Raw genomic sequence first — 16,241 nt, forward strand, 5'->3', positions numbered from 1 at the left:
CCCCGGTGACGGGACGTCACCGGGGGCTCCCGCGGTACCGGACGGACTCCGGTCAGAGCTTCTCGATCACGTAGTCGATGCAGGCCGTCAGCGCCTGGACGTCCGCGGGGTCGATCGCGGGGAACATCGCGATGCGCAGCTGGTTGCGGCCGAGCTTGCGGTACGGCTCGGTGTCCACGATCCCGTTGGCGCGCAGCACCTTCGCGACGGCCGCCGCGTCGATGTCGTCCGAGAAGTCGATCGTGCCGATGACGGCGGAGCGCTTGTCGGCGTCGGTGACGAACGGCGTCGCGTACTTGGACGTCTCCGCCCAGCCGTACAGGTGGCGCGCACTGGCGGCCGTACGGCCCGTGGTGAACTCCAGGCCGCCCTGGCCGTTCATCCACTCCAACTGCTGGTCCAGCAGGAAGAGCGTGGCCAGCGCCGGGGTGTTGTACGTCTGGTTCTTCAGCGAGTTGTCGATCGCCGTCGGCAGGGAGAAGAACTCCGGGATGTGCCGGCCCGACGCGTGCACCCGGGCCGCGCGCTCCAGGGCCGCCGGGGAGAACGCCGCCAGCCACAGGCCGCCGTCGGAGGCGAAAGACTTCTGCGGCGCGAAGTAGTAGACGTCCGTCTCGGTGATGTCCACCGGCAGACCGCCGGCGCCCGAGGTCGCGTCCACCAGAACGAGGGACCCGGCGTCCGCGCCCGCGACCCGCCGGACCGGTGCGGCGACACCCGTGGAGGTCTCGTTGTGGGTGTACGCGTACACGTCCACACCCGCCTCGGCCACCGGCTCGGGGTGCGTGCCCGGCTCGGAGGAGATCACGGACGGCTCGTCCAGCCACGGCGCCAGCTTCGCCGCCTTGGCGAACTTCGAGGAGAACTCGCCGAAGGTCAGGTGCTGGGACTTCCGCTCGATGAGACCGGCGGTCGCGATGTCCCAGAAGGCGGTGGAGCCGCCGTTGCCCAGGATCACCTCGTAGCCCTCGGGGAGGGAGAAGAGGTCCCGGATGCCCTGGCGCACCGATCCGACCAGGTTCTTGACCGGGGCCTGGCGGTGTGAGGTTCCGAGCAGGGAGGTACCGGTGGCGGCGAGGGCGTCCAGCGCCTCGGTCCGCACCTTGGAGGGGCCCGCGCCGAAGCGTCCGTCGGCGGGCTTGATGTCAGCGGGAATCTGGATCTCAGCCACGAGCGGAGCGTATCGGGTCCGGAGCCACGCTTCGGAAGCGCGTCCACCGGATGAGACGCGGCGGGACGGTGGCAGGCTGGGCTCCGTGACGACACCCGGTGAAGTCGAGCGGACCTTGCGGGCGGAGCTGCGCGGGGAGGTGGACTTCAGCGCCGCGGCACGCGCCCTCGTGACCATGGACGCCTCCAACTACCGGCGCGTCCCCCTCGGCGTCGTCGCCCCGCGCGACGCCGACGACGTCGCGGCCGCACTGCGGGTGTGCGCCGACGCGGGCGTGCCCGTCGTCCCGCGGGGCGGCGGCACCTCCATCGCCGGGCAGGCCACCGGTGTCGGCGTGGTCCTCGACCTCACCCGGCACATGAACGCCCTGCTGTCCGTCGACCCGGCCGCCCGCACCGCCGTCGTCCAGCCGGGCCTGGTCCTCGACCGGCTGCGGGACGCGGTGCGCCCGTACGGACTGACCTTCGGGCCCGACCCCTCCACCCACTCCCGCTGCACCCTGGGCGGCATGATCGGCAACAACGCGTGCGGCGCCCACTCCGTGGCCTGGGGAACCACCGCCGACAACGTCACCGAACTCGCCGTGACCGCCTACGGGGGCGTGCCCCACCGCATCGGCACCGGCTGGCAGGGCGCCCCGGACGGCCTGCGGGACCTCGTCGGCGCGCACCTCGGCCTGCTGCGCACCGGCATGCCGCCCGCCTTCTCGCGGAGGATCTCCGGCTACGGCGCCCTCGACGCGCTGCTGCCCGAACGCGGTGTGCGGCTCGCACCGGCCTTCTGCGGCAGCGAAGGCACCCTCGCCGTGGTCACCGAGGCCGTGGTGCGCCTCGTCGAACTGCCGCCTGCGCCCGTCCTGGCCGTCCTCGGGTACTCCGACGAGAGCGCGGCGGCGGACGCGGCCGCCGGGCTGCTCCCGTACCGGCCGCTCACGGTCGAGGGCATGGCCGAGGACCTGGTGGGCGGGGCCGCCGGCCCGGCGGGCCGGCCCGCGGCACTGCCCCGGGGGCGGGCCTGGCTGTTCGTCGAGATGCCGGACGAGGGCGGGGCGCGGGCCGTCGCCCGCGGCGCGGACGCACTGGACGTGCTGGTGGTCACCGACCCGGCCCGGCAGCGGGCCTTGTGGCGGATCCGCGAGGACGCCGCCGGCACCGCGACCAGAACGCCCGACGGGCGGATGGCCTGGCCCGGTTGGGAGGACTGCGCGGTCCCGCCGGCCCGGCTGGGCGCGTACCTGAGGGAGTTCCGGTCCCTGCTGGCCGCCCACGGGCTGCACGGCACCCCGTACGGGCACTTCGGCGAGGGCTGCGTCCACGCGCGCATCGACTTCGACCTCGCCTCCGCGGCCGGCCGGACCCGCTACCGGGCCTTCTCCGAGGAACTCGCCGATCTCGTCGTCGCCCACGGCGGATCCCTCTCGGGCGAACACGGCGACGGGCAGGCGCGTGCCGAACTCCTGCCGAAGATGTACGGCGACGAGGTGATCCGGCTCTTCGGCGCCTACAAGGACGTGTGGGACCCGGCGGGCGGGATGAACCCGGGGATGCTGGTCAGGCCCGCCCGGCTGGACGAGAACCTCCGCTTCGAGGTCCTCCCGGCCACCCCGTTCGCCGCCGAGGTCGCACGGTGCGTCGGCGTCGCCAAGTGCCGGACCGGCGAGCCGGGCGGACCGGGCGTGATGTGCCCCTCCTACCGGGCCACCGGCGAGGAACAGCACTCCACGCGCGGCCGCGCGCGGCTGCTCCACGAGATGCTCGCCGGGGAGGTCGTCACCGGCGGCTGGCGTTCGCCGGAGGTCGCCGAGGCCCTCGACCTGTGCCTGGGGTGCAAGGGCTGCCGCAGCGACTGCCCGGTCGGCGTCGACATGGCCGCGTACAAGTCGGAGTTCCTGCACCACCACTGGGCCGGCCGCATCCGGCCGGCGGCCCACTACACGCTCGGCGGCCTGCCGGGATGGCTGCGCCTGATCCACCGCCTGCGGGCGGCGGGCGCCGTCAACGCGGCCCTGCGCCTGCTGCCGGTGCCCGTGCCGGGCCTGGCCCGCGAACGGGCCCTGCCGGAACTCGCGAAGCGGCCGTTCACCCGGGGCGCGGGTGCGGCCGGCCCCGTGTCCGGGCCGGCCGTCGTCCTGTGGCCCGACACGTTCACGGAGTACCTCGCCCCCGAGGTCGGCCACGCCGCGCTCCGGGTGCTCCGGGCGGCCGGCCTCGACGTGACCGTCCCCCGCGGCGGCGGCCGGATCTGCTGCGGCCTGACCTACCTCTCCACCGGCCGCCTCGACCGGGCCCGCAAGGTCCTGCGCCGCACCCTGGACACCCTCGGCGAGGTCGCCGGACCCGTCACCGTCCTCGAACCGAGCTGCGCCGCGGCCCTGCGCACCGACCTGCCCGCCCTGCTCCCCGCCGACCCGCGCGCGGCCCGCCTGGCGGCCGCCGTACGCACCGTCGCCGAGACCCTGGAGGAGTACGCGCCCGGCTGGCGGCCGCCCCGTCTGAACCGTCCGCTGGTCGGCCAGACCCACTGCCACCAGCACGCCGTCCTCGGGGACGGCGCCGACCGCCGGCTGCGCGAGCGCGCCGGGCTCGCCGGGGAGCCGGCCGGAGGCTGCTGCGGTCTCGCGGGGAACTTCGGCTTCGAGCCGGGACACCACCAGGTGTCGGTGGCCTGTGCGGAGGAGCAGCTCCTGCCGTCGCTGCGCACGGCCCCGCCGGGCGCGCTGGTCCAGGCGGACGGGTTCTCCTGCCGGACCCAGATCGCCGAGCTGGGCGGAGTGCGGGCCCGTCACCTCGTGGAACTCCTCGCGGAAGGGCTGGCGGCCGAAGAGTCCCACGGGCCCGCAGCCGGCACGCGGCCCTAACGGGCATGTAAGGAAAGAGAAGCGGCGACACTCCTTACGAGGGCTTAGGCTGGCTGCATGCCCGCACCTTCCGCGTCCCCGACGACCAGCCCCGCCGCCGCACACTCCGCCGACCCCTCCGTCCCAGGGGTCCGGTCCCGTTTCGGCCCGGTGGCACTGGTGGTCTCGGCGGGTGTCTCGGTCCAGTTCGGTGCCGCCCTCGCCGTCATGATCATGCCGAGGGCGGGTGCTGCGGGCGTGGTCACCCTGCGCCTCGCGGCCGCCGCGATCGTGCTGCTGCTCCTGTGCCGGCCGAAGGTGCGCGGGTACACGCGCTCCGACTGGGGCACCGTGGTCGCGTTCGGCGTGGCGATGGCCGCCATGAACGGCCTCTTCTACCAGGCCATCGACCGGATCCCGCTCGGGCCGGCGGTCACCCTGGAGGTCCTCGGGCCGCTGGCCCTGTCCGTCGTGGTCTCCCGCCGCCTGGTGAATCTGCTGTGGGCCGGCCTCGCCCTCGGCGGAGTGGCCCTGCTGTCCGGCCACGGAGGCGGCGGCCTCGGCTTCGGCTCCCTCGACCCGCTGGGCGCGGCCTTCGCGCTCGGCGCGGGCGCCATGTGGGCCGCGTACATCGTGTTCAGCGCGCGCACCGGCCGCCGGTTCCCGCAGGCGGACGGACTGGCCCTGGCGATGGCCGCCGCCGCCGTCCTCTCGCTGCCGCTGGGCGTCTACGAAGCGGGCTCGGACCTGCTGGTCCCGAGCACCCTCGCCCTGGGCGTGGGCGTGGCCGTACTGTCGTCCGTCCTGCCCTACACCCTGGAACTCCTGGCGCTGCGACGGATGCCGGCCCCCACCTTCGCGATCCTGATGAGCCTGGAACCCGCCATCGCCGCCACCGCGGGCTTCCTCGTCCTGAACCAGGCCCTGTCGGCGCTGGACGCCCTGGCCATCGCCCTCGTCATCGCGGCCAGCATGGGCGCGGTCCGCTCCCAGATCGGAAAACAGCCCGGCTGAGGGATGGCCGGCCGCCCGGCCGCCGTCCCCGGAGCCGCCCCCGCGCCCCACTCGTACCGGACCGCCGAGATCCCGTTCCCGCTCCGTCCGGAACCCTGCAACCGGAGCTGTGTTCCGTGCGTCATCTGTGGAGCGTGCGCCCGCCCGGACGGCCGCGGGGGACCGGCTGGGCGGGCGCACGGCATCAGCCGAGGGGGAGGTCCAGGCACGACGGGGTGGCCTCCGGCGAGGTGAAGGCCAGCGTCGCGCGGGGCAGGTTGGCGTCGGCGTAGAACGGGTCGCGGGCGTCGATCACCAGCATCAGACGGTGGCCGCGCCGCACGTCGTACGCCGTGGCCTGGAGCTCGATGTCCGCGCTGATCAGGCTGTCCGGCGGTGACTGGAGGTCGCTGAACGGAGCGTGGGTGATGAGGTGGGCCGTGCCGTCCGGGCCCGCATCGAAGAGGTACGCGACGAAGGTGGAGCCCGGGTTCGCGGCCCGGTAGGTCACGCGGAGCCGGGGCGTGCCGCGCAGTCGGACGGTCTCCGCGGCCGGTTCGGCCGTCCAGACGGCGGCGACCGTGCGGTCGATCCCCTCGGCCGGGTAGGCCTTCGGGCGGCCGGCCATCTCCGCGTACCCGGACGCGACGACGCTGTCGGCGACGGTCGCCGGGGTGTCCATCCCGCACAGCACGGTCGCCGTCCATCCGGCCACCGTCTCGGGCCCGAGCCCGCCGTCGCCCGCGAGGTAGAGGCGGTGCAGCCGTTCGGTGGCGGAGGGCCAGGTCGGGCGGGGTTCGAGGGTTCTGCTCCACATGACCTCGCCGAGGAACTGCCCCTCGCCGTCGATGCCGTTGTCGATGCCCTTGAGGTGGTGGTCGAACCAGCGGTGGGCGTCGGTCCAGATCCGGTTCGGCAGGCCGAGGACGCCCGCCGTCTCGGGGCCGGAGTGGTCCCCGACGGAGACGGCGAGCCGCTTGGGCCCGGTGAGCTCGTTGAACATCCTGAGGGTCTGGTTGAGCGGGAAGAGGGTCTCGTGCCAGGCGTGCGAGAAGAAGACCGGAACCTGGCGGCGGTTGAGTTCCTTGACGTGGGTGAGGGGCGAGCGGACCTCGGCCCACCGCAGGACGCCCCGGATGTCGCTGCCGGTCAGCAGGTGGTCGAAGGCGCTCCGCGTCTGTGGGCTCAGCCGGGCCTTCGCCGCCGCTTCGAGCAGGGCCCGCACCGCTGCCACGTGCCGGGTGGAGTTCTCGTGGAAGGCCTCGCCGAGGTCGCCCCAGCTGCTGAGTGCGACCACGGCGTCGACCCGGGTGTCGTGCGCGGCGACCAGCTGGCCGATGCCCGAGCCGTACGAGGCCCCGAGGAAGCCGACCTTCGTCACGGGGCCGGTGCTGCGCTCGATCAGGTGGTCCAGGGCGCGGCTGCCGTCGGCCACGTCGAGCGGGCCGGCCACGTCGACCTGTCCCTCGGAGCCGCCGAAGCCGCGGGCCGAGTAGGCGATGACGTCGTAGCCGCGGGCCGCGAACAGCGTGGCCTGCACGGCGTAGACGAGCCAGCCCAGGCTGGTCCAGGGCGAGGGCATGACGATCATCGGGCGGGGCCGGATCCCGGTGTGCCGCCACAGGGCCGCGTCGAGGAGGTCGCCGTCGGCGCCGGTGACCTTGCCGCGGGTGAAGACGCTGCGGGCGCGGGCCTCGGCGACCCCGGCGGCGCGGGCGGGCGGCAGGCCGGTGACGTCGCCGCTCTCCAGCGCGGAGACGAAGGCGCCGAGGGCGGTCGCATCGAGTTCGGGATAGAGGGAGAAGGAGGGTCGGGCGGCTGGGGTCACGTCAGTTCATCCTCTTCGTCGAGTGACACGAACGTGGTCGCCCGCCCGGGCCCGGAGCGGAGCGTTCAGTATCGACGGGACATCCGGTGACGTTTCGCGGGTTTCCGGCTTACGGCCTGAATCGCCCTCCGTGCTCTCCGGCGCGGTCGCGCCGTGAGACCTGCACTCCGTCCCGGTGTGGATCAACTGCCCGCGGATTCAACTGGTTTGGGTCGGGTGGCGAGAAGACGCCACTCGGCGAGGGTCGCTCGAAAAAATCATGCAAGCGTGCTTGATTGTTTTCTTGGCTGCTGCCAGTCTTCCCCTCACGCCGAGAAGGGGAGCGCATCGTGCCCGATTCGTCCACCGCCGCCGCCGTCGACGACGCCGCCGCCGTCGACGACGCCGTCGCCGTCTTCACCGATCTGCGCGAGGAGGGACGCGAACTCGACGCCCTCGTGGAGCGGTTGCCCGCCCCCCACTGGGCCCGGCCCACTCCCGCGCCCGGCTGGACCATCGCCCACCAGATCGCCCATCTGCACTGGACCGACCGGGCCTCGCTGCTCTCCCTCACCGACGCCACCGGCTTCGGCGCCATGGTCGAGGAAGCACTGAAGGCCCCCGACTCCTTCGTCGACGACGGCGCGCGCGAGGGCGCGGCGCTGCCGCCCGCCGAGCTCCTCAGCCGCTGGCGGGACACGCGCGACGCGCTTGCGCAGGCCCTGGCCAGCGCCTCGTCCGACACCCGATTCCCCTGGTACGGGCCGCCCATGAAGGCCGCCTCGATGGCCGGCGCCCGCCTGATGGAGACCTGGGCGCACGGCCAGGACGTCGCCGACGCGCTCGGAGTGCGCCGCACCCCGACCGCCCGGCTGCGCCATGTGGCGCGCATCGGCGTACGAGCCCGCGACTACGCCCACGCCGTACGCGGACTGCCCGCGCCCGAGGGGGAGTTCCGGGTGGAGCTGGCCGCCCCCGACGGCGCGCGGGTCTGGGCGTACGGGCCGCCGCAGGCCCCGCAGCGGGTCACCGGCCCGGCCCTCGACTTCTGCCTGCTGGTGACCCGGCGCGCCCACCGCGCCGACCTGGCCCTGACGGCGACCGGCCCGGACGCCGAGCGCTGGCTGGACATCGCCCAGGCCTTCGCCGGACCTGCGGGAGCGGGGCGCGAGCCGGGCGCCGGACCGGACCGGGGGACCGCCTGATGAACCGGCGGCCGCTGCGCATCGGCAACGCGTCCGGTTTCTACGGGGACCGCTTCAGTGCCCTGCGCGAGATGCTCACCGGCGGTCCCCTCGATGTGCTGACCGGGGACTACCTGGCCGAGCTGACCCTGCTGATCCTGGGCCGGGACCGCCTGAAGAACCCCGACCTCGGCTACGCCAAGACCTTCCTGCGCCAGTTGGAGGAGGGCCTCGGGCTCGCGCACGAACGGGGCGTACGGATCGTCACGAACGCGGGCGGCCTCCATCCGGCCGGACTCGCCGACGCCGTGCGGAAACTGGCGGCCACGGTGGGTGTGCCCGTCTCCGTGGCCCACGTCGAGGGCGACGACCTCACCGCCCGCCAGGACGGCGCCCTGACGGCCAACGCCTACCTCGGCGGCGCCGGGATCACCGCCTGCCTGCGGGCCGGCGCCGACGTGGTCGTCACCGGCCGGGTCACGGACGCCGCACTGGTCAGCGGCCCGGCGGCCTGGTGGTTCGACTGGACCCCGGAGGACCACGACCGGCTGGCGGGAGCGGTGGTCGCGGGCCATGTCCTGGAATGCGGCACCCAGGCCACCGGCGGCAACTACTCCTTCTTCACCGCCCACGACGTCCAGCGCCCCGGCTTCCCGCTCGCGGAGATCTCCGAGGACGGCTCGGCGGTCATCACCAAACACCCCGGCACCGGCGGAGCCGTCACCACCGGCACCGTCACCGCCCAACTCCTCTACGAGACACAGGGCATCCGCTACCCGGGCCCGGACGTCACGGTCCGCCTGGACACCGTCCGGCTGACCGGCGACGGCGTCGACCGCGTACGCGTCACGGGAACGCGCGGGGAGCGCCCGCCCGCCACCCTCAAGGTGGGCGTGACCCGGCTCGGCGGCTGGCGCAACGAGGTGGTCTTCGTCCTCACCGGCCTCGACATCGAGGCGAAGGCGCAACTGGTCCGCTCCCAGCTCGCCGAGACCCTGGAGGGCGTCGCCGACGCCGTCTGGACCCTGGCCCGAACCGACCACACGGACGCCGACACGGAGGAGGCGGCGAGCGCCCTGCTGCGCCTGGTGGTCCGCGACCCGTCCCCGGACCGGGTCGGCCGGGCCCTGACCTCGACGGCCGTCGAGCTCGCCCTCGGCAGTTACCCGGGCTTCCACGTCACGGCCCCGCCCGGCCCGGCCCAGCCGTACGGGGTCTTCTCCTCGGTCTTCGTCCCCGCGGATCAGGTCCCGCACACCGCGGTCCTCCCGGACGGCACCCGGATGCCGATGACCGTCCCCGTCCCGGCCCCACCGGTGTCCGAGGCACGACGGTCCGGGGGAGGGGCCCCCACCGCAGACGGGCGAGGGCCCTCCAAAGAGGCCGGGGCCGCAGCCCCCGCCGGGTGCCGGGCGGAGTCCCGGGAGACCGTCCGCGCCCCCCTCGGCGTGCTGGCCGGGGCCCGCAGCGGCGACAAGGGCGGCGACGCCAACGTCGGAGTCTGGGTCCGCTCCGACCCTGCCTGGGACTGGCTGCGCGACACCCTGACCGTCGACCGGTTCCGGGCCCTGCTCCCCGAGACCCGCGGCCTCGCCGTGCACCGGCACGAACTCCCGGGACTGCGTGCCCTGAACTTCACGGTCACCGGCATCCTCGGCGACGGTGTCGCCTCCGGCCACCGCTTCGACCCCCAGGCCAAGGCCCTCGGCGAATGGCTGCGCGCCCGCCACCTCGACATCCCCGTCCACCTGCTCCCGCCCCCGGAGGGGACCGGCCCATGACCCGTCTGCGCACCACCGTCGACCCGCACGCCCCCGAGCACACCAGGGCCCGCACGGCCGCGCTGGAGCGCCTCGACGCCCTCGGCGCCGAGCACGCCAAGGCCCTGGAGGGCGGCGGGGACAGGTACACGGCCCGCCACAAGAAACGAGGCAAGCTCCTGGCGCGCGAACGCGTCGAGCTGCTCCTCGACCCCGACACGCCGTTCCTGGAGCTGTCCCCGCTCGCCGCCTGGGGCAGCGACTACCCCGTCGGGGCCTCCATGGTCACCGGCATCGGCACCGTCGAGGGCGTCGAGTGCCTGGTCACCGCCAACGACCCCACCGTCCGCGGCGGCGCGAGCAACCCCTGGACGCTGAAGAAGGCGCTGCGGGCCAACGAGATCGCCCGGCAGAACCGCCTGCCCGTCATCAGCCTCGTGGAGTCCGGCGGGGCCGACCTGCCCTCCCAGAAGGAGATCTTCATCCCGGGCGGCGCGATCTTCCGCGACCTCACCCGGCTCTCCGCGGAGGGCATCCCGACCGTCGCGGTGGTCTTCGGCAACTCCACCGCCGGAGGGGCGTACATCCCCGGCATGTCCGACCACACCATCATGATCAAGGACCGGTCGAAGGTGTTCCTCGGCGGCCCGCCCCTGGTCAAGATGGCCACCGGCGAGGAGAGCGACGACGAGTCCCTCGGCGGGGCCGACATGCACGCCCGCACCTCCGGACTCGCCGACCACTACGCCCTCGACGAGTACGACGCCATCCGCCAGGCCCGCCGCATCGCGGCCCGCCTGAACCACCGCAAGCCCCACCAGGACCCGCCCAAGGCCGAGGAGCCCCTCTACGACCCGGAGGAGCTCCTCGGGATCGTCCCGCCCGACCTGAAGACCCCCTTCGACCCCCGCGAAGTCATCGCCCGCATCGTCGACGCCTCCGACTTCGACGAGTTCAAGCCGCTCTACGGCACCAGCCTCGTCACCGGCTGGGCCACCCTGCACGGCTACCCGGTGGGCATCCTCGCCAACGCACAGGGCGTGCTGTTCAGCCCCGAGTCCCAGAAGGCCGCACAGTTCATCCAGCTCGCCAACCAGCGCGACATCCCGCTCCTGTTCCTCCACAACACCACCGGCTACATGGTCGGCAAGGAGTACGAGCAGGGCGGCATCGTCAAACACGGCTCGATGATGATCAACGCCGTCTCCAACTCGAAGGTCCCGCACCTGTCCGTGCTCATCGGCGCCAGCTACGGCGCGGGCCACTACGGCATGTGCGGCCGCGCCTACGAGCCCCGCTTCCTCTTCGCATGGCCCAGCGCCAAATCCGCCGTCATGGGCCCCCAGCAGCTCGCCGGAGTCCTCTCCATCGTGTCCCGGCAGTCCGCCGCCGCCAAGGGACTTCCCTACGACGAGGAACAGGACGCCGGCATGCGGGCCTTCGTCGAGGCGCAGATCGAGTCCGAGTCCCTCCCGATGTTCCTGTCCGGGCGGCTCTACGACGACGGCGTCATCGACCCGCGCGACACCCGTACCGTCCTCGGCCTGTGCCTGTCGGCCGTCCACAACGCCCCCGTCGAGGGCGCCCGTGGCGGCTTCGGCGTCTTTCGGATGTGAGCCCTCACATGACGCACCTGACCTCCCTCCTCGTCGCCAACCGGGGCGAGATCGCCGTACGGATCTTCCGCACCGCCCGCGATCTCGGCCTGGCCACCGTGGCCGTCCACTCCGACCCGGACGCCGACGCCCTGCACGTCCGCGCGGCCGACGCAGCCGTGCGGCTGCCGGGCGCGGCCCCCGCCGACACCTACCTGCGCGGCGATCTCGTCATCAAAGCCGCGCTTGCCGCCGGGGCGGACGCCGTGCACCCCGGCTACGGCTTCCTGTCCGAGAACGCCGACTTCGCCCGCCAGGTCCAGGACTCCGGGCTCACCTGGGTCGGCCCGCCCCCCGAGGCCATCGAGGCCATGGCCTCCAAGACCCGGGCCAAGCAACTGATGCGCGCCGCCGGCGTCCCGCTCCTCGACCCCGTCGACCCGGCCACCGCCACCCCCGCCGACCTGCCCCTCCTGCTCAAGGCCGCGGCCGGCGGAGGCGGCCGCGGCATGCGCCTGGTCCGCGACCTCGACGCGCTCAAGGAGGCCCTGCACGCCGCGTCGGCCGAAGCGGCCTCCGCCTTCGGCGACGGCGAGGTCTTCGCCGAGCCCTACGTGGAGCGCGGCCGGCACGTCGAGGTACAGATCCTCGCCGACGCCCACGGCACCGTCTGGGCCCTCGGCACCCGCGACTGCTCCCTCCAACGCCGCCACCAGAAGGTCATCGAGGAGGCCCCCGCGCCCGGCCTGCCGGACACCCTGCGCGAGAGCCTCCACACCGCCGCCGTCGCCGCGGCCCGCGCCGTCTCCTACCGGGGCGCGGGCACCGTGGAGTTCCTCGTCACCGCCGACGGGCGCCCGTACTTCCTGGAGATGAACACCCGCCTCCAGGTCGAACACCCCGTCACCGAAGCCGTCTTCGGCCTCGACCTGGTCGCCCTCCAGCTGCGCGTCGCCGAGGGCGCTGCCCTGCCCCCGGCACCCCCGGAGCCCACCGGACACGCCGTCGAGGCCCGGCTCTACGCCGAGGACCCCGCCCAGGACTGGCGCCCCCAGACCGGTGTCCTGCACACCCTGGACATCCCCGGCCGGGTCCGCGTCGACACCGGCTTCGCCGACGGCGACACCGTCGGCATCCACTACGACCCCATGCTCGCCAAGGTCGTCGCCCATGCCCCCACCCGCGCCGAAGCCGTCCGCGCCCTCGCCCACGCCCTCGCCGGAGCCCGCATCCACGGGCTCACCACCAACCGGGAACTCCTCGTCGGCTCCCTGCGCCACCCCGAGTTCACCGCCGCACACCTCGACACCGGCTTCTACGAGCGCCACCTCGCCACCCTCACCGACACCGCCCCGGACGCCGGTACCGCCGCTCTCGCCGCCGCTCTCGCCGAGGCCGCCCCCGCCCCGGACGCGCCTCTCGCCGCCCGCCTCGGCGGCTGGCGCAACCTCCGCTCCCAGCCGCAGACCCGCCGCTACACCGGCGCCGGCACCACGTACGAGGTCCAGTACCACCCCGTCGACCACCCCGGCGTTCGAGTGGTGTCGGCCGAACGACACCTCGTCACCCTCGAAGTCGACGGCATCCGGCGGATGTTCCACGTGAAACGAAATGCGAGCAACACCGAGGTCTACGTCGACTCCCCGCTCGGATCCCACACCCTCACCCCCGTCCCCCGGTTCCCGGACCCCCAGGACCGCACCGAACCGGGCTCCCTGCTCGCCCCCATGCCCGGCACCGTCGTCCGCGTCGCCGAGGGCCTCGCCCCCGGCAGCGCCGTCACCGCCGGGCAGCCCCTGCTCTGGCTGGAGGCCATGAAGATGGAGCACCGCATCCTCGCTCCGGCCACCGGCACGCTCACCGCGCTCCACGCCGTCACCGGCCAACAGGTCGAATTCGGCGCCCTGCTCGCCGTAGTCCAGGAGGAACCGCAGCCATGAGCCCCACCATCGAGTCCGCCGAACACCGTGCCCTGCGCGCCGCCGTCGCCGCCCTCGGGCAGCGCTACGGCCGCGCCTACCTCGACCGCGTCGCCCGCGAGGGCGGCCACCCCGACGAACTGTGGGCCGAGGCCGCGAAGCTCGGCTACCTCGGCGTCAACCTCCCCGAGGAGTACGGCGGCGGAGGCAGCGGCATCGCCGAACTGGCCATCGTCCTCGAAGAGCTGGGCGCCGCGGGCTGTCCGCTGCTCATGATGGTCGTCTCGCCCGCCATCTGCGGGACCGTCATCGCCCGCTTCGGCACCGACGACCAGAAGCGGAGCTGGCTCCCCGGCCTCGCCGACGGCAGCCGCACCATGGCCTTCGGCATCACCGAACCCGACGCCGGATCCAACTCCCACCGCATCACCACCACGGCCCGCCGCGACGGCGACGACTGGATCCTCACCGGCCGCAAGGTCTTCATCTCCGGCGTCGACATCGCCGACGCCACCCTCATCGTCGGCCGCACCGAGACCGCATCACCCGGCGGGGCCGCACCCACCCTCAAGCCCTGCCTGTTCATCGTCCCGCGCGACACCCCGGGCTTCGGCCGCTCGGCCATCGACATGGAGCTGCAGGCGGCGGAGAAACAGTTCGAACTCACCCTGGACGAGGTACGCCTGCCCGCCTCGGCCCTGGTCGGCGACGAGGACGCGGGCCTCCTCCAGCTCTTCGCCGGTCTCAACCCCGAACGCATCATGACCGCCGCCTTCGCCATCGGCATGGGCCGCTACGCCCTCGCCCGAGCCGTCGAGTACGCGAAGACCCGCCAGGTGTGGAAGGAGCCGATCGGAGCCCACCAGGCCGTGGCCCACCCGCTGGCCCAGGCCCACATCGAGCTGGAACTGGCCCGCCTCATGACCGGGAAGGCAGCCGCCCTGTACGACGCGGGTGACGACATGGGCGCGGGCGAGGCCGCGAACATGGCGAAGTACGCCGCGGCCGAGGCCTGCGTCCGTGCCGTGGACCAGTCCGTCCACACCCTCGGCGGCAACGGACTCACCCGCGAATACGGCCTGGGCTCACTCATCACCGCCTCCCGCGTGGCCCGTATCGCCCCGGTCAGCCGCGAGATGATCCTCAACTTCGTCTCCCACCAGACCCTTGGCCTCCCCAAGTCGTACTGAGCCCCTGCGGGGCGCTCGGCGGAGTCGGCCCGGTGGTCGCGCGGCCACCGCCCCGCCCACGTCCGGGCGGCCCGCCCGCCGGGCACCGGCCCGCACCGCGCGCGGACCGGCCCGCACAGGGTTCGGCCGGGCCTCGGGGTACTGCCCCGCCCCGCCGGGGTCGGATCCGCCTGTCCGGGGGCGGGTCCGCCTGTCCGGGGGCGGGTCCGCCTGTCCGAGGCGGCCGGGCCGCGCGCCGACCGTGCTCCGCAGGGGCGAGCCCGGGGCCGGGGCGCTGGCGCGGTCCCGCCCCGGACACCGCCGAACTCCCCACACGGGCCACCGCATAACCTCCCCCCCGGAGGACCCGTACACCCCGCCCACCGCTCCGGAGGAGCCATGGCCACACCCGTCCACGCCACAACGGCGGCCGGAGTCACCACCCTGACCCTCGATTCCCCGGCCAACCGCAACGCGCTCTCCGCCGCGCTCGTCGCCGACCTCCGGGCCGCCTTCGCCGCGGCCGCCGCGGACCCCGACGTACGCGCCGTCGTCCTCACGCACACCGGTTCCACCTTCTGCTCCGGCGCCGACCTCACGTCCCCCACCGCCCCGGCCGACTTCGTCGCCCTGCTCCGCGAGATCGCCGAGCTGCCCCAGCCCGTCGTCGCCCGGGTCACGGGACACGTCCGGGCCGGCGGCCTCGGCCTGCTCGGCGTCTGCGACATCGCCGCCGCCGGCCCGACGTCCTCGTACGCCTTCACGGAGACCCACCTGGGTGTGGTCCCCGCCGTCATCTCCGCGCCGCTCCTGCCCCGCCTCGATCCGCGCGCCGCAGCCCGCTACGTCCTGACCGCCGAGGCCTTCGACGCCGCCGAGGCCGCACGGATCGGTCTGCTCACCCTGCACGGGGAGGACGTCGACGAGGCCCTCGCACCTGTCCTCGCGGGCCTGCGCAAGGCCGGACCGCAGGCACTCGCCGCGACCAAACGACTGGTCACCGCACCGGTACGCGCGGCTCTCGCGCGGGACGGAGCCGCCCTCACCGCACTGTCCGCGCACCACTTCGGCTCCGCCGAGGCCCGCGAGGGCATCACCGCCCGCCTCGAACGCCGGGACCCGTCATGGGCACGGTGACGGGCGCGGCGTCCGCCGCAACCGGCCCCAAGCAGGCGCGCAGCCGCGTCACCCGCCGCCACCTGCTGGAGGCGGCCGTGTCCTGCCTGGCCGAGCACGGCTGGGCCGGTTCCACCGTGTCCGTCGTCGCCGAACGCGCCGGTGTCTCCCGCGGAGCCGCCCAGCACCACTTCCCGACCCGCGAGGACCTGTTCACCGCCGCCGTCGAGTACGTGGCCGAGGAACGCTCCACCGCCCTGCGCGACCTCTTCCACGCCGGTCCGGCCGCCCGCCCGGCCGTGGTGGAGGCGCTGGTCGACCTGTACACGGGCGCCCTCTTCCGGGCAGCGCTCCAACTCTGGGTCGCCGCCTCCAACGAGGAGCAGCTCCGCCCGAGGGTCACTGAGCTGGAGGCCCGGGTCGGCCGCGAGACCCATCGCATCGCGGTCGAGCTGCTGGGCGCCGACGAGTCCGTACCCGGCGTACGGGAGACCGTGCAGGGCCTCCTCGACATGGCCCGCGGCCTGGGGCTGGCGAACGTGCTGACCGACGACGCGGCCCGCCGCGACCGTGTCGTGGCCCAGTGGTCGCGCATCCTCGACGCGGCTCTCGGCTGAGCGCACACCAGCGCCCGACAGGCCGCCGGGTCCGGAAGACACCACGGGGGCGCCGCGCCCGGAGTGGTCCGGGG

General features: G+C 74.2%; 11 protein-coding genes. 9 read left to right on the forward strand and 2 right to left on the reverse strand.

Going from position 1 to position 16,241, the window contains the following annotated elements:
• Positions 1–52: 52 nt before the first annotated feature.
• Positions 53–1,171, reverse strand: a complete 1,119-nt coding sequence (serC, locus tag ACFW2G_RS31480; protein WP_037924827.1) for a phosphoserine transaminase — start codon at positions 1,169–1,171, stop codon at positions 53–55.
• Positions 1,172–1,256: 85 nt separating this feature from the next.
• Here serC and ACFW2G_RS31485 point away from each other — a divergent pair, with 85 nt between their 5' ends.
• On the forward strand, positions 1,257–4,028 hold the full coding sequence (locus ACFW2G_RS31485) for an FAD-binding and (Fe-S)-binding domain-containing protein (protein WP_384447718.1): 2,772 nt from the start codon (positions 1,257–1,259) through the stop codon (positions 4,026–4,028).
• Between the two features lie 57 nt (positions 4,029–4,085).
• On the forward strand, positions 4,086–5,021 hold the full coding sequence (locus ACFW2G_RS31490; RefSeq protein WP_384447715.1) for a DMT family transporter: 936 nt from the start codon (positions 4,086–4,088) through the stop codon (positions 5,019–5,021).
• Between the two features lie 184 nt (positions 5,022–5,205).
• Here ACFW2G_RS31490 and ACFW2G_RS31495 read toward each other — a convergent pair whose 3' ends face one another.
• Positions 5,206–6,828 carry a CocE/NonD family hydrolase gene (locus ACFW2G_RS31495; protein WP_384583582.1) on the reverse strand — a complete coding sequence of 541 codons (1,623 nt, stop codon included), beginning with the start codon at positions 6,826–6,828 and terminating at the stop codon, positions 5,206–5,208.
• Positions 6,829–7,232: 404 nt separating this feature from the next.
• Here ACFW2G_RS31495 and ACFW2G_RS31500 point away from each other — a divergent pair, with 404 nt between their 5' ends.
• From ACFW2G_RS31500 to ACFW2G_RS31530, 7 genes are all read left to right on the forward strand, one after another.
• Positions 7,233–8,012, forward strand: a complete 780-nt coding sequence (locus ACFW2G_RS31500) for a TIGR03084 family metal-binding protein (protein ID WP_384583600.1) — start codon at positions 7,233–7,235, stop codon at positions 8,010–8,012.
• Positions 8,012–9,772 carry an acyclic terpene utilization AtuA family protein gene (locus ACFW2G_RS31505; protein WP_384583585.1) on the forward strand — a complete coding sequence of 587 codons (1,761 nt, stop codon included), beginning with the start codon at positions 8,012–8,014 and terminating at the stop codon, positions 9,770–9,772. Before ACFW2G_RS31500 ends, ACFW2G_RS31505 begins: the two co-directional genes overlap by 1 nt.
• Positions 9,769–11,367: an acyl-CoA carboxylase subunit beta gene (locus ACFW2G_RS31510; RefSeq protein WP_384447703.1), complete on the forward strand. Its 1,599-nt coding sequence runs from the start codon at positions 9,769–9,771 to the stop codon at positions 11,365–11,367. Before ACFW2G_RS31505 ends, ACFW2G_RS31510 begins: the two co-directional genes overlap by 4 nt.
• Positions 11,368–11,375: 8 nt before the next feature.
• Complete coding sequence (locus tag ACFW2G_RS31515; RefSeq protein ID WP_384583588.1) at positions 11,376–13,286, forward strand: biotin carboxylase N-terminal domain-containing protein; 1,911 nt, start codon at positions 11,376–11,378, stop codon at positions 13,284–13,286.
• Entirely contained in the window at positions 13,283–14,455 is a 1,173-nt protein-coding gene (locus ACFW2G_RS31520; RefSeq protein WP_384447697.1) for an acyl-CoA dehydrogenase family protein, read from the forward strand. The genes ACFW2G_RS31515 and ACFW2G_RS31520 overlap by 4 nt, the downstream gene beginning before the upstream one ends.
• Before the next feature lie 378 nt (positions 14,456–14,833).
• The gene (locus tag ACFW2G_RS31525; RefSeq protein WP_384447694.1) at positions 14,834–15,571 is read left to right on the forward strand and encodes an enoyl-CoA hydratase family protein; all 738 of its coding nucleotides are present in this window, start codon (positions 14,834–14,836) and stop codon (positions 15,569–15,571) included.
• Positions 15,559–16,167: a TetR/AcrR family transcriptional regulator gene (locus ACFW2G_RS31530; RefSeq protein ID WP_052031070.1), complete on the forward strand. Its 609-nt coding sequence runs from the start codon at positions 15,559–15,561 to the stop codon at positions 16,165–16,167. The genes ACFW2G_RS31525 and ACFW2G_RS31530 overlap by 13 nt, the downstream gene beginning before the upstream one ends.
• The last annotated feature ends 74 nt before the right edge of the window (positions 16,168–16,241 follow it).

This window comes from Streptomyces sp. NPDC058880 (assembly GCF_042742535.1).
In the GTDB taxonomy this organism is placed as follows: domain Bacteria; phylum Actinomycetota; class Actinomycetes; order Streptomycetales; family Streptomycetaceae; genus Streptomyces.